14 protein-coding genes are annotated in these 13832 nt (G+C 45.2%); all 14 read left to right on the top strand.

Features of this window, described 5'->3' with window-relative positions; all coding sequences use genetic code 11:
- Nucleotides 1-111: 111 nt before the first annotated feature.
- Nucleotides 112-393, top strand: a complete 282-nt coding sequence (locus tag AAC033_RS10150; RefSeq protein ID WP_339737676.1) for a DUF2442 domain-containing protein — start codon at nucleotides 112-114, stop codon at nucleotides 391-393.
- A 46-nt stretch (nucleotides 394-439) separates the two neighbouring features.
- Nucleotides 440-676 carry a DUF433 domain-containing protein gene (locus AAC033_RS10145; protein WP_339737674.1) on the top strand — a complete coding sequence of 79 codons (237 nt, stop codon included), beginning with the start codon at nucleotides 440-442 and terminating at the stop codon, nucleotides 674-676.
- Nucleotides 673-1032, top strand: coding sequence for a DUF5615 family PIN-like protein (locus tag AAC033_RS10140; protein ID WP_339737672.1), 360 nt, complete (start codon nucleotides 673-675; stop codon nucleotides 1030-1032). Before AAC033_RS10145 ends, AAC033_RS10140 begins: the two co-directional genes overlap by 4 nt.
- Before the next feature lie 93 nt (nucleotides 1033-1125).
- Nucleotides 1126-1656 (top strand): hypothetical protein, encoded by a 531-nt coding sequence (locus AAC033_RS10135; RefSeq protein ID WP_339737670.1) that lies wholly within the window; start codon nucleotides 1126-1128, stop codon nucleotides 1654-1656.
- 230 nt (nucleotides 1657-1886) lie between these two features.
- Nucleotides 1887-2333: a hypothetical protein gene (locus AAC033_RS10130; RefSeq protein WP_339737668.1), complete on the top strand. Its 447-nt coding sequence runs from the start codon at nucleotides 1887-1889 to the stop codon at nucleotides 2331-2333.
- Between the two features lie 12 nt (nucleotides 2334-2345).
- Nucleotides 2346-3053, top strand: coding sequence for an amino acid racemase (locus tag AAC033_RS10125; protein WP_339737666.1), 708 nt, complete (start codon nucleotides 2346-2348; stop codon nucleotides 3051-3053).
- An 82-nt stretch (nucleotides 3054-3135) separates the two neighbouring features.
- The gene (locus tag AAC033_RS10120) at nucleotides 3136-4152 is read left to right on the top strand and encodes an adenosine deaminase (protein WP_339737664.1); all 1017 of its coding nucleotides are present in this window, start codon (nucleotides 3136-3138) and stop codon (nucleotides 4150-4152) included.
- Nucleotides 4153-4252: 100 nt separating this feature from the next.
- A complete protein-coding gene (locus AAC033_RS10115) occupies nucleotides 4253-5509 on the top strand; it encodes a DUF438 domain-containing protein (RefSeq protein ID WP_339737662.1) in 1257 nt (418 codons plus the stop codon).
- Nucleotides 5510-5511: 2 nt separating this feature from the next.
- On the top strand, nucleotides 5512-6030 hold the full coding sequence (locus tag AAC033_RS10110) for a DUF1858 domain-containing protein (protein WP_339737660.1): 519 nt from the start codon (nucleotides 5512-5514) through the stop codon (nucleotides 6028-6030).
- A gap of 960 nt (nucleotides 6031-6990) precedes the next feature.
- Nucleotides 6991-8220, top strand: a complete 1230-nt coding sequence (locus AAC033_RS10105) for a hypothetical protein (RefSeq protein WP_339737658.1) — start codon at nucleotides 6991-6993, stop codon at nucleotides 8218-8220.
- Between the two features lie 75 nt (nucleotides 8221-8295).
- On the top strand, nucleotides 8296-10263 hold the full coding sequence (locus AAC033_RS10100; protein WP_339737656.1) for an SDR family NAD(P)-dependent oxidoreductase: 1968 nt from the start codon (nucleotides 8296-8298) through the stop codon (nucleotides 10261-10263).
- 43 nt (nucleotides 10264-10306) lie between these two features.
- Nucleotides 10307-11578: a zinc-binding dehydrogenase gene (locus tag AAC033_RS10095; RefSeq protein WP_339737654.1), complete on the top strand. Its 1272-nt coding sequence runs from the start codon at nucleotides 10307-10309 to the stop codon at nucleotides 11576-11578.
- Between the two features lie 135 nt (nucleotides 11579-11713).
- A complete protein-coding gene (locus tag AAC033_RS10090; RefSeq protein ID WP_339737652.1) occupies nucleotides 11714-12379 on the top strand; it encodes a transaldolase family protein in 666 nt (221 codons plus the stop codon).
- A gap of 330 nt (nucleotides 12380-12709) precedes the next feature.
- The coding region (locus AAC033_RS10085; protein WP_339737650.1) for a hypothetical protein at nucleotides 12710-13832 on the top strand (1123 nt) is incomplete at its 3' end.

Here is a 13832-nt window from a genome sequence, read left to right as displayed (position 1 = left end):
ATAATTTTAAAGATTTTTGAACGCCGATGCGAACAAAATCGTTGAGAAATGGCTAGACTATTTCGTATATCATAAGGATGTTGAGTTTGAAAAGATAAATAGTCTGTTGAGATGAAGATTGTAGAAGATTATCAGATACCCTATCAGGCCGAAACGATAAGAGTAGAGTCGGCGAAGTATATTGGCGATTTTGCTGTAAGAATAAAATTTTCTGATGGGAAAGAAAGACTCGTTGATTTCAAGTCATTTTTAATAAATTCTCATCATCCATTTATCAAGAAATATCAAAAAGAGTCACTTTTTAAAGATTTTCAGATTTTGGATGGTAATCTAAATTGGAATAATTATGACCTGATTTTTCCTGTTTGGGATTTATATCAAGGGCAAATTTGAACTTGATTGTTCTAATTGTCTTACTGAAAGTTATCCCTTTGTGTTTATGGATTGGAAGGATCAGATAGAAGTCAATGAAGAAGTTTTGGTGGGAAAGCCAGTGATTAAGGGTACGCGTCTTTCGGTTGAGCATGTCATCAATTTATTTGCATCCGGATGGACCGAACAGCAAATTCTTGATAATTATCCGAGATTGACAAATGATTTGCAGGCCATTTTTATATACATTCAGGAAGGTTTGAAGGATGGATTAATGTTTAACAAACCACTGAGGTCTGCATGATAAAATTGCTAGCAAATGAAAATTTCCCTTTAGCGGGTGTCGAAATTATAAGGTCAGCAGGATTTGATATCAAAGCCATTGGTGTTGATTTCTCTGGAATATTTGACTATGAAGTTATTGATCTGGCAATCAAAGAGCGTCGCCTAATTTTGACTTTTGATCGGGATTATGGAGAATTAATTTTTAAAAAAGGATATTGCCCGGAAGCAGGGGTGGTTTATTTGAGGTGGAATAATTATAGACCAGATGAGCAAGGGAAATATCTACTGGAATTATTTGATGTTAAAAAAATAAGATTTGAAGGAATGCTAACGGTCATAAGTGAGCGCTCCGTCCGCCAACCAAAATTTGTCTAATCTAAGAATGTCCTTCATTTATTTTCCCTTTCTTGCCTTATTGCAATTCCCCGCGATTTTCCTATTTTCAAGTTCGAAATAAAATCAACGAATATGAACGAACTGGCAGTAGGAACAAGAGTTATGCACCCGGTGTACGGCGAAGGCATTATTGCCCGCTCGCACCTGACAATTTATGAGATCTTTTTTGAGCGGGGTGGAAAGTCCGAAATGAGTAAGTACAATCCCGACCTGGAAGTGGTGGAAGCCCCGGAAACAGAGCCGCGCACGGGATTGTCACTGGAAGAAATCGAGGAAGTCATCACTTTTGTGATGGACAAATACCAGGGCATTACACATGTGGTTAAAATAGCTGATAAGTGGAAAGGGGGCCTTCTGGAAATGAAACCAGCCAACCCGGAATTACAGGCGAAAGAGGTGCCGATGGAAGCGTTTTTCCGCAAAATTGTGATGCTGCGCGATCGCCTGCGCGTGTTGGAACAAAACATCAACAGCCATCCCAAACTCGACGATGAAGATCGCATTCACCTGCAACAATACATCACGCGGGCTTATGGCAGCCTGACGACTTTCAATGTGTTGTTTGCCGAAAAAAAAGACTATTTCAAAGGACAGGGAAAGTAGCAGAAGAAGTTCTGCTCAGTTGATCGTGACCTTTTTCTTGCTCCACGGTCCAGCGGATCTTTTCTCTGGGCTTGCCTCTTCGGGCAATGGTTTACTGGCTTTTTATATGATTGCGACAGTTTGCTTTTATTGCAATCGCAATTTTGGTCAAAACAATTTTCAATAAAAGGATGTTAAGGTCCTCAAAAAGGCTTTTGTCTGTTCAATCATTTTAATCAGCCAGGTTGCGTATGAAGAAAAGGCTTGTTGCATCGTTTATCTTAGTTTTCTGGGCCGGATTTGTCAGCGCCATCAGTTTTCTGGAGGCATGGCTCAAGTTTAAAGGGCCCGGAATTACCCTGCCCCTGGGTCTGGGGATTGGGAAACTGGTGTTTACGGCCATGAACCGGATCGAATGGGTTTTGCTGGGTTTATTCATTTTTTGGGTCATTTTTAGTTTCAGGCGGTTGCAGATTATCCGAAGGGCTTCTGCCATTTTATTTTTCACCCTACTGGGTATACTGAGCTTGCAGACCTTCTGGTTTTTGCCGGAGTTGAACCAACGGGCCGACCTGATCATTGCGGGGCGGGAGCCCGCTGAATCGCTGGCTCATCTTTTCTATGGGTTGGCCGAAGTCATCAAGGTGGTGTCACTGGTCGTGTTGGGTTTTACAATGCAACGAAACTATCAACAATAAAAATACAGAGATATGAAAACGATTGGAATACTCGGCGGACTGGGCCCGGAGGCCACAGTCGATTATTATAAAGAAATCATAAAAAGCGTGAATAAACGGAACAACGACGGCAGTCTGAGTTATCCGGAAATCGTGATCTACAGCGTCAATATGGATCGGTTTATCGCGCTGCTGGAGAATGAGAAGTACGAAGTGGCGTCGAACTACCTGGCCACTTGCATCAACAAAATGGCTCATGCTGAGGTGGATTTTGCAGCTATGAGCGCCAATACACCGCACCTGCTGTTTGATGAAATTCAGCGCAAGGTGTCCATTCCGTTGATCAGCATAGTCGATTCGTGTGCGCAAAAAACCCGGGCTTTAGGCTTGAAACGTCCCGGCCTGATTGGAACGAAATTTACGATGGAAGGTGGCTTTTACCCCGACGCATTTCGGAAATTTGGTCTCGACATCGTGATTCCGCAACCCGATGAGCGGGAAATGATCAACGAAAAGCTCTTCAAGGAACTGGAGCTGGGCATTTTCAAGGAGGAAACCAAGCAATTGATGCTTGACATCGTTCAAAAAATGATCGATCGTGATGGCATTGATTCGCTGATTTTGGGATGCACCGAGTTTCCGATCATGTTTACGGAGGAAAGCTATTTGGGCATTCCGTTTTTAAATACCACACAAATTCATGTGGCGCAAATTGTTGCAACCTGCTATCGGATTGACTGAAGGATTGGGATGCAGAATTTTTAGCCGGGCAAGGGCTGATTATTTTAGAAAGAATCGGAACTTTGAGTATAAAAAAGCTATCATGACAACATTATCTGAATTCATAAGTGGTTTGCCGAAAGCCGAATTGCACCTGCACATTGAAGGAACCCTGGAGCCTGAGTTGCTTTTTAAATTGGCCAGACGCAATCAAATTCAACTGAAATACCAGTCGGTTGAGGAACTGAAGAAAGCCTACAATTTTTCCAACCTGCAGGAATTCCTGGATTTGTATTACGAAGGAGCCAATGTATTGCTTGAGGAGCGGGATTTTTACGAACTCACCTGGGCATATTTACTGAAATGCAAAGAGCAAAACGTGGTGCACACCGAAATTTTCTTTGACCCGCAGACGCATACGTCACGGGACGTTCTGTTTGCCACGGTCATCAACGGCATCAACCGGGCGTTGCAAGATGCCCGTGATAAACTGGGCATCAGCAGCAAACTGATCATGTGCTTTCTGCGCCATCTGGATGAAGCGGCGGCTTTTCAAACGCTGGAAGAAGCCTTGGATTATAAAGATCTGATAGTGGGGGTGGGGCTCGATTCGTCGGAAAAAGGCAATCCGCCGGTTAAGTTTGAGCGCGTGTTTGCCAAAGCCCGTAAAGAAGGTTTCCTCACGGTTGCCCATGCGGGCGAGGAAGGCCCGGCATCGTTTGTAAAGGATGCCATTGACTTGTTGAAGACTATCCGCATTGATCACGGCATTTCCTCCATCCAGGATGAATTTCTAGTTGCTGAACTCGCCCAGAAGCAGATTCCGCTGACGGTCTGCCCGTTGTCCAATCTCGAACTTCGGGCCGTCGACAAGCTGGAAAACCATCCACTGAAAAAACTGATGGATCATGGGGTGTTAGTCACTATCAACTCGGATGATCCTGCCTATTTTGGAGGCTATGTCAACGAGAACTACCTGGCTTCGGCAGAAGCTTTGAACTTGAGCAAGGCCGATTTGTGTCAGTTGGCTAAAAACTCGGTCGTTGCCAGCTTGCTTTCCGAACTAGAAAAGGAGCATCATATCAATACTATAGAGCTGTATTGCACCGAAAATGCCTGACAACACGTCAACAAAAGCGATGAAAAAAAGTTGAAAGTACTAAAGTCGATGACTCCGGCTTTCATTCAAAAAAAAATAAGAACAGTTTAAAAAGAATAGTATGAGTGAACTCATTAATAATTCCCGGTACCGGAAAGAACGGTTAAAAGAACTCATCCTGAAACTTCATGATGGAGAGTCGGCTGCCAAAGTACGGGCCGAGTTAGTGGCAACTTTGAAACACATTCCGTACGGCGAAGTGGTTGAGGTGGAGCAGGAGCTGATTCAGGAAGGATTGCCCGAGCAGGAAGTGCTGAAATTGTGCGATATTCACGGCGAAGTGTTGGACGGGCACATTGATACCAGTGCCGCGCAGACAATTCCTGAAGGCCATCCGGTAGATGTTTTTCTTCAGGAAAATAAAGAGTTGGTGAGTGTGTGCGAAAAAGCCGGCGATTTGCTGAGTCGGATTTCCGAGGTGGGTGAATCCGATTTTCGCGAATATGTGCTGATGTTACAGGGCTGTTTCAACGAATTGATGGACGTGGACAAGCATTACCAGCGCAAGGAATACCTGGTTTTTCCTTTCCTCGAAAAGAACGAGATTACCGGGCCGCCCAAGGTGATGTGGGGTAAACACGATGAGATTCGCGACCAGCTGAAAGGCTGCATTGAAATCCTTCGGACGCCCGGGCTCAAGAAACATGACTTGCAGGATTCGCTGGAGCTGTTGTTTATTCCGGCGCTGAAAGGCGTAAAGGATATGACCTCTAAAGAAGAGGAAATCCTGTTCCCGATGTGTATGGATTTGCTGACAACCGAAGAATGGTGGAACATTCACCGGCAAACCATTGAAATCGGTTTTGCCCTGTACGATCCGCAGGTGGAATGGAAGCCCGAAGGTCTGGACACTACAGCGATGGATCAGCAGGCCGCAACAAGCGCAGCCGGCAATGGAACCATTCAGCTGCCGTCGGGTAGTTTTACGGCCCCGGAAATCATGGCGATTCTGAATACCGTCTCGGCCGACATGACTTTTGTAGACAAAAACGATAAGGTGAAATATTTCACCCAGGGTAAACACCGGATTTTCACCCGCAGCCGTTCCATCATCAACCGCGATGTCCGCCTGTGTCACCCGCCGGGAAGCGTTCACATTATCGAGAAAATTCTGGAAGATTTCAAATCCGGCAAGGCCTCGCATGCACCGTTCTGGATTCAAATGAAAGGCAAGTTTATTCATATTGAATATTTCGCGCTTCGTGATGAAAATGGCGAATATTTGGGAACACTTGAAGTGTCTCAGGATTTGACTGAGCTACGCAAGCTCGAGGGCGAACAGCGGATTTTGTCGTACACCGATCAAAACGAAGGATAATTATGGAAAAGCTTGTGATTACACCCAAAACCAAGATTTACGATTTGTTGCAGTCCTACCCGCAACTGGAAGATGTGTTGATCGGGATGGCTCCACAGTTTAAAAAGCTGAAGAATCCAGTCTTGCGCCGCACCATCACCAAGATTACTACTTTGAACCAGGCCGCTACCATTGGCGGGTTGAATGTGGAAGAGTTGGTCAACACGCTGCGCAAGGAAATTGGACAGGAAAACATTAGAGAACTTTCCGTAACCGAAACGCAATACCAAACCGATCGCCCGGATTGGTATAGTGAGAAGAGGGTGGTCAACTCCATTGATATTCGCGACATGCTACACGCCGGAGAACAGCCGGTGCATGAAGTGCTTTCAGCGATCAAAAAGCTGGGCGACGGCGAGCTGCTCGAAGTCATTGCGCCCTTCATCCCGGCTCCACTAATTGATAAATCCTTAAGCCTGAATTGCCGTCACTGGCTCAAAAAGGAGTCGGATGAGAAGTTTGTGATTTATTTTGGGAAGTAAAGTTGTTTTAGTCATCCGATGAATCCATATTTAACTGATTAATAGGATTGAAATATCGCCGCATTTTACGAAATTATTCATCGGATGACTTTTCGGGCCGGACTCAATCTTGAATCAGAGAATCGGGGGTTTTTTGACAAGCCGGGGAATCCTGAGCGCAATTCGATAACTTTGGATAAAGAATCTTAAATGAAGTCCATTCAACTTAACATACCGGATTCGCTCGATTTGAATGATGGGGAAGCAAAAATGCCTCTTTCGTCCCGCCTTTACGAATAGGGCAAGCTTACTTTAGGACAAGCCGCGGAATCGGTGGGGCTGTCAAAAGGACCGTATATGGAATTGTTGGCCGATTATGATCGGCCGGTAATCGATCACCCATCCACCGACTTGGATAATGATACTCAAAATGCGAAAGAATATAGTATCTGATACAAGCTGCTTGATATTACTTGAAAAGATCGGTCGAATTTCTCTTCTTGAATTTTTTTGTTCGGTAAAATTACCGTTACAGGTGTTATTGCGGATGAGCTTGGAAGACCTTTGCCTGATTTTATTGAGATAGAGGATGCTGAAGATAGAAGGACCAACAGATATTCGAAATCATTTTGGATGCTGGTGAAGCAAAACAATTGAGAATAAAGCTAACCGGGACATTGGGAATCTTGATTGTCGCAAAAGAAAAGGGACTGATAGAATCGGCCACGGAAATCATTGAACAAATAAGACGAACGGATTTCAGGATCATTGAGACTTTGATTCAGAAAGCGAAAAGGAAAAGCATTGAATAGCTCCTTCTCCAGGTATTTAACGAATCAGATTCCTCCTGTATTCTCTGATAACTGCCGATAACTTACTCATTCATCCCTTCAATCCTTCCTCCATACAGGACACCAAAGGATACTTTTTTTGCTACGATTCGCTTCTTTTGTCGTATCCTAAAAATAAAAGCAAAAGACGATGAGCGAATCCATTTTTGACAGATATCCCGAAAAGCGAAAGTTGCTGGCCGAACCCGTTAGTGGAAGCGAAGAATTGCTTCAGGTAAATGGGCATTTTCATACACCATATTCATTCAGTGCGTTCTCCGAAATCCGGCAGGTTTTTGAAATGGCGCTGGCCGAAAAGGTAAAAGTGCTTGGCATCAACGACTTTTATACTACCGATGGCTACGAAGAATTTAACAGGCTGGCCAAAGAATACCAGATTTTTCCTTTGTTCAACATTGAATTTATGGCTTTGCAAAAAGATTTGCAGGCTGCCGGAGTGCGGGTTAACGATCCCAACAATCCGGGGCGGACTTATTTCAGCGGAAAAGGCTTGAAATATCCCGTCATGTTGAATGCGGAGATGATGGGTAAACTGTTGCAGGTTCAGAATGAAAGCAACCGGCAAACGGGCGAGATGATTGAAAAATTGAACCGCTGGCTAAAAGATATTTACGAAGATTTTAGTTTTTCGTTTGATATCATGAAAGCGAAATACGCCAAGAACCTGCTCCGCGAACGGCACATTTCCAAAGCGTTGCGCGAAACAGTTGCTGAAAAATACCCTTCGGAGGAAAATCAAATCGCGGTTTGGGAAAAGATCTTCAGCGGGAAGGCCCCCAAGTCGGAAGTGGCCGACTTTGCCGGCCTGGAGAATGAGATTCGCGGCAACCTGCTGAAATCCGGAGGGAAAGCCTTCGTTCCGGAAGATGATAAAGCGTTTTTAAGCCTTGAACAAGTCATAGAGTTGATCATTCATGCTGGCGGAATTCCGTGTTATCCGGTTCTATTGGATAATCCAAAAGGCGAATTCACCGATTTTGAAGGCGACTATCAGCAATTGTATGAAAGCCTGATCGCTAAAAAGGTGTATTCACTCGAACTGATTCCGGGACGAAATAACCCGGGAATCATGGAAGAATTCGTCAATTATTTCAATGAAAAAGGCTTTTTGATCACCTTCGGAACCGAGCACAACACTCCGCAGTTGGATCCGATAACAGTGTTTGGCGGCGACGGGAAAGAGCTGAGCGATCCGATGAAAAAAATCGGATACGAAGGTGCTTGTGTTATTGCGGCTCACCAGTATCTGCTGGCAAAAGAAAAGGAAGGTTTTTTGGATGCATCCGGAAAAGCCAAACTTGAACGGCGCGATGAGTTCGTCCAACTCGGAAATGCTGTCATTAAAAACTTTGTTGAATAAATTGAGTCTTAGCGAACAGGATAGGGCTTGACGAAGCGCAGTCGCCTTGAAGTTTGGAATTTGAAATTTAAAAAGATGGAACAAGGATTAAGAGACCTCATTGAAGTATCGCAGTTTTACGGCAAGCAAAAAGATTATGTGCTGGCCGGTGGTGGAAATACTTCGTATAAAAACGATCAATACCTTTGGGTGAAAGCCAGCGGTTTTAGTTTGGCCACAATTGGCGAATCCGGTTTTGCGAAGCTGGATCGTTCACAGTTGGATGAAATTACAAGCAAAACCTATTCGGAAGATCCGCTGAAACGCGAAGAGGAAATCGTAAAAGATCTGATGAAGAGCCGAGTAGAACCCGAAAAGGGACAGCGGCCCTCGGTGGAAACATCGTTTCACAACCTGATTGATTTTTCGCTGGTGGTACACACGCATTCAACCAAGGTAAACGGCTTGATGTGCAGCGAGCAGGCTGCGGAAAAAACGGCGGAGCTGTTTGGGGACGAGGTGATTTACATCGCTTATGAAGATCCGGGCTACATCCTGTTTAAAGTGGTTGAAAAGGCGGTTTTCAATTACCGGCGGAAAAAAGGTATAGAACCTGCTATCATCTTTCTGCAGAACCACGGCGTATTTGTTGGCGGAAACTCGGTAGAGGAAATTCATTCAAGGTATAAAATGATTGACGAAAAGCTGGATGCCGTTTATGGTGCAGAACCTTCTAATGAACCCTTGCCAGTCAATCCAATCGCAGATCAGATACTTCCGGCTGTCCGGATGATGGTGTCCAAAGAATCTGTGAAAACTGTTCGTCTGGCCAGTACAACCCTTTTGGACCAATACTTGCAAAAGGAAAACCTACCAGCTATTTCAATTCCATTTACCCCCGATGGCATTGTGTACGCCAATTCGGCTTTTGTTTATGCTGAATTTAACGGCGGTGCGGAAGCTTTTCTGAAAGACATTCAGCAAAAGATTAACCAATACGAACAAGAAAAAGGCAAACTGCCCAAAGTTATTTTTGCGAGCGGTTTGGGTGTTTTGGTCATTGCCGACCATGCCGAGGGCGCTGAAATACTTGTGGATGTAGTGACCGATCATTGCCGGATTGCGCAATTTGCCAAATCGTTTGGCGGACAGCACCCGATGACTCCCGGACAGATCGCCTTTATCGAAAGCTGGGAGGTGGAGCAGTACCGTTCCAAAATTTCGCTGGGTGGAACAGCCGGACGTGCGGATCGCAAAGTGATAATCGTAACGGGTGGGGCCCAGGGTTTTGGCGCTGGAATCGTGGAGCATTTGATGGACCATGGCGCCAATGTGGTCATTGCCGATTTGAACGCCGAAAAAGGGCAGGAGTTTGCCGACACCCTAAACGCGGTGAAGCGTAAAAACAGAGCCCTATTTGTTCAGGCGGATGTGTCGAAGGCTGAATCGGTGGAAAACCTGGTTCGTGAAACAGTGATTAATTTTGGGGGCTTGGATACCTTTATCAGCAATGCCGGGATTTTACGTGCCGGGGGCTTGGATGAGATGACACCTGAAACATTCGACTTGATGACCAAGGTGAACTATTCGGCCTACTTTATTTGTTCCAAGTATGCATCGGCTGTGATGAAGTTGCAGAACAAATTTAGGCCGGATCATTTTGCAGATATCATTCAAATCAATTCCAAGTCGGGTTTGAAAGGAAGCAACAAGAACTTTGCTTACGCGGGCGGAAAGTTCGGCGGTATTGGGCTGACCCAGTCATTCGCTTTGGAGCTGATGCCCTATAAAATCAAGGTCAATTCAATTTGCCCGGGTAACTTTTTTGACGGGCCGCTGTGGGCCGATCCGGAGAATGGCTTATTTGTTCAGTACTTGCGCGCCGGAAAAGTGCCCGGCGCCAAAACACTGGAAGAGGTAAAACATTTTTACGAAGCGCAGGTTCCGGCCGGCCGCGGATGCACACCGCTTGACGTGATGCGCGCCATCTTTTATGTCATGGAACAGGAATACGAAACAGGACAGGCTGTTCCTGTTACCGGCGGACAAAATATGTTGAAATAGGAGCACAACCTTTTCAGGTTTATATAAAGGAAAGAGAAAAAATATGAAAACAAAAGCAGTTCGTTTATACGGAAAAAAAGACTTGAGACTGGAAGAATTTGAACTTCCGGCAATCAAAGAAGATGAGATATTGGCAAAAGTAGTGTCTGACAGCATTTGCATGTCGTCATATAAAGCCGCAACGCAAGGAACCGATCACAAACGGGTTCCGGATGATGTGGCCGAAAAACCCATTTTAATCGGGCATGAGTTTGCCGGTGAGTTGGTTGAGGTGGGCGCCAAATGGCAACACAAATTCAAAGCCGGGCAGAAGTTTTCCATTCAGCCGGCTATTTATTACAACGACGGGCCGGTTGGGGTGCTGAGCGCTCCCGGCTATTCGTACCAGTACATTGGTGGCGATGCCACTTATGTGATTATTCCGAAAGATGTGCTGGTGCAGGATTGCTTGTTGGCATACGAAGGCCCGGGCTACTACCCCGCGTCGCTGGCCGAGCCACTGAGCTGTGTGATTGGTGCTATGCATGCCAATTACCACACCACGCCTGGTTCGTATAAGCACGACATGGAAATTGTGGAAGGTGGTAAAATGGCGATCCTTGCCGGCGTTGGCCCTATGGGACTGGCAGCCATCAACTATGTGATTATGCGCGAAGACCGCAAACCTTCGCTTATGGTGGTCACCGACATTGATCAGGCGCGTCTGGACCGGGCAGCCTCGATTTATTCACCCGAATGGGCCAAGTCGAAAGGCATTGAACTGATCTATTTGAATACTGGTGGCGGAGACCCGGTAGCGAAACTGCGCGAACTGACCGGCGGAGAAGGCTACAACGATGTGTTTGTTTTTGCTCCGGTTCCAGCCGTTATTGAACAAGGTGACGCTATTTTGGGGCATGACGGATGTTTGAATTTCTTTGCCGGTCCAGCCAATCCGGAATTCAGCGCAAAACTGAATTTTTACAATGTCCACTATGCGTATACCCACATTGTAGGTACTTCGGGCGGTAATAACGACGATATGGTCGAGTCGCTCGAAATGTTTGGGAAAGGGCTGGATCCTGCCGGGCTGGTGACGCACATTGGCGGGCTGAATGCTGTGATTGATACGACACTCAATTTGCCAAACGTTCCGGGGGGAAAGAAACTGATTTACACGCATAAAAACTTTCCTCTGACAGCCATCAGCGAATTTGAAGAGAAAGGGAAAACGGATCCATTCTACGCCAAGCTGGATGAAATTTGTAAACACCACAACGGGCTTTGGTCGGTTGAGGCAGAAGAGTATCTTTTGGCAAATGCTGAAGAAGTTTAAACGTACAGAGAAAGATGCCAGACAAAAGACAAAAAGATATTAGATTATAGACATCAGATTCAGTGTCGCATGATTTTCGTCGTCTGTCTTCCTATCTTTTATCTGGCATCTTCTTATCTAAAATAACAGAGCACTATGATTTACATGGCAGATACAGCCGATCTTTCGGCTTTAAAAGAGTTGTATGATTTTTTCCCTTTGGAAGGGATAACCACTAATCCAACAATCCTGAAGCAATCGGGTATGAAACTGTCTGAAGCTGTAGAGGAAGTTTCCCGGATTGTCGGCGACGGAATGATCCATGTGCAGTTGATTAGTACTACGGCAAAAGAAATGGTGAAAGAAGCGAAAAAGTACAAGTCGTACTTCGATCTGGGCGATAATTTCTACGCCAAAATTCCGGTAATTGCTGAAGGTTACAAGGCCATGCGACTGCTCAAGGAAAGCGGAATGAATGTTACTGCAACGGCTATCTTCACCCAGCAGCAAGCGTTGGTTGCCGCAAAGGCAGGTGCCGATTTCGTGGCACCTTACGTAAGCCGTCTGGATAATATTTCATCGCATGGAATCGAGGTAGTGCGCGATATCGCACGAAATATGAACGAATATAAACTGGACACAAAAGTGCTGGCTGCCAGTTTTAAAACAGTTGACCAAATCTACCGCGTAAGCATGAATGGCTCTCATTCGGCTACCATCAGTCCTGAACTGTTGCTGCAATTGATTCAACACCCCATGACAGATATTAGTGTCACCCAGTTCTTAAAGGACGGTGAAGGGTTGTATGATGTGTCATTTTAAGGTAGTTCCAGTCGACAGAATGTGTTTTCCAAAAGAAAAAAACGGAACAAATTACAAAACAAGAAGGGATCGCACGGTCCCTTTTTTGTTTTGCTCCAATTATATAGAATTAATATAAATAGCATCTTTTCTCTTCACATTTCATCTAAACACATTGGTTGTGATTCTTAAAAACCATTGATTATCATTATTTTCTATGGCAAGGCAACTGTTTCGACCAAAAGACTTTTTTGGTCTGATGTCCAGTATCTAGCTGATGTACAGCATGAACCCATTGCTGGGAGGGAAAAAAATTTACTTTTGTTGCCTGCAACTAATCTTTAAATTGTGATGAAGAGAACAACTTTACTAACCGTTGTATGCTTTTTGTTCATACAATCGGTATTTGCAGGAGGCTTGTTAACCAACGCGAATCAGAGTGCTCAATACATTCGCATGCTTTCCCGCAATGCTTCGACTGACCTGGATGCAGTCTATTTCAATCCAGCTGGTGTAATGGAAATGGCTAATGGTTTTCATTTCGGATTTCATAGCCAAACCTTGTTTCAAACCCGAACCATTACCACCACGGCGCCACTAAACAACCAGGAGTTTGTTGGTAAGCTCGAAATTCCGGTTTTTCCCACAGCCTTTGCGGTTTACAAAAAGGAAAACTGGGCTTTTTCATTTGGCTTGGGTCCTAACGCCGGCGGAGGTTCTGTCATTTTTGATGAAGGCATCCCTTCATTTGAGGGGAAAATTGCCACCCAGGTAAATGGTCAACTGGTGCCAGCTTTGGCAGGACTGGCTGCTTTTGGATACGAAGTACAACCAGGTTATCAAGCGGCTATCGAATTCGAAGGACGTTCGGTCTTTTGGGGAATTCAGCTGGGAGCCACGACCAAACTTAGTGAGGCCGTATCAGTTTATGGAGGGGTTCGCATTTTACCATCGATAAACACTTACACCGGGGGCATATCAAATATCCAGTTGAAAGTAAACGGTTCAATGACCAATGCCGAGCAATTCTTGCTTGGAGCCTCTTCTTCAGTAGGTGTTGCTGCTACAAACGCTTCAGATGCCGCAGCAGGGATGCAACCACTAATCGATAACGGGGCTGGCAGCTCTACGCTGGACCAGGTGGAACAAGCAGGTTATATCACTGCCGGTCAGCGTACAGAAATTGAGCAGGGATTAATGGGTTTGGGTGTCACACAAACACAGATTGATGCTATGCAGATTACGCAGGTTCAGGGAACTTTTACGGCTGGAGCAACCTATCTGGACGCAACGTCCAATGAGTTGGAAGAGAAATCGGCTTTGCTGAAAGATCAGGAAGTGGATACCAAGCAAACCGGAACCGGTTTTACGCCAATTTTAGGGGTGAATATTTCGCCGTCCGATAAATTGAATATTGGTTTGAAGTATGAATTCCAGACCGCACTGAAACTTACCAACGACACCAAGGTGGACG

It is taken from the genome of uncultured Sunxiuqinia sp., from assembly GCF_963974515.1.
In the GTDB taxonomy this organism is placed as follows: domain Bacteria; phylum Bacteroidota; class Bacteroidia; order Bacteroidales; family Prolixibacteraceae; genus Sunxiuqinia.
This window is presented reverse-complemented; position numbering and strand designations above follow the sequence as displayed.

What these genes read in the sequence shown, in the direction of transcription:
- AAC033_RS10150 (WP_339737676.1), top strand. Translation starts at nt 112, where the DNA reads ATGAAGATTGTAGAAGATTATCAGATACCCTATCAGGCCGAAACGATA.
- AAC033_RS10095 (WP_339737654.1), top strand. Translation starts at nt 10,307, where the DNA reads ATGAAAACAAAAGCAGTTCGTTTATACGGAAAAAAAGACTTGAGACTG.
- AAC033_RS10110 (WP_339737660.1), top strand. Translation starts at nt 5,512, where the DNA reads ATGGAAAAGCTTGTGATTACACCCAAAACCAAGATTTACGATTTGTTG.
- AAC033_RS10105 (WP_339737658.1), top strand. Translation starts at nt 6,991, where the DNA reads ATGAGCGAATCCATTTTTGACAGATATCCCGAAAAGCGAAAGTTGCTG.
- AAC033_RS10135 (WP_339737670.1), top strand. Translation starts at nt 1,126, where the DNA reads ATGAACGAACTGGCAGTAGGAACAAGAGTTATGCACCCGGTGTACGGC.
- AAC033_RS10140 (WP_339737672.1), top strand. Translation starts at nt 673, where the DNA reads ATGATAAAATTGCTAGCAAATGAAAATTTCCCTTTAGCGGGTGTCGAA.
- AAC033_RS10090 (WP_339737652.1), top strand. Translation starts at nt 11,714, where the DNA reads ATGATTTACATGGCAGATACAGCCGATCTTTCGGCTTTAAAAGAGTTG.
- AAC033_RS10145 (WP_339737674.1), top strand. Translation starts at nt 440, where the DNA reads ATGGATTGGAAGGATCAGATAGAAGTCAATGAAGAAGTTTTGGTGGGA.
- AAC033_RS10125 (WP_339737666.1), top strand. Translation starts at nt 2,346, where the DNA reads ATGAAAACGATTGGAATACTCGGCGGACTGGGCCCGGAGGCCACAGTC.
- AAC033_RS10120 (WP_339737664.1), top strand. Translation starts at nt 3,136, where the DNA reads ATGACAACATTATCTGAATTCATAAGTGGTTTGCCGAAAGCCGAATTG.
- AAC033_RS10115 (WP_339737662.1), top strand. Translation starts at nt 4,253, where the DNA reads ATGAGTGAACTCATTAATAATTCCCGGTACCGGAAAGAACGGTTAAAA.
- AAC033_RS10130 (WP_339737668.1), top strand. Translation starts at nt 1,887, where the DNA reads ATGAAGAAAAGGCTTGTTGCATCGTTTATCTTAGTTTTCTGGGCCGGA.
- AAC033_RS10100 (WP_339737656.1), top strand. Translation starts at nt 8,296, where the DNA reads ATGGAACAAGGATTAAGAGACCTCATTGAAGTATCGCAGTTTTACGGC.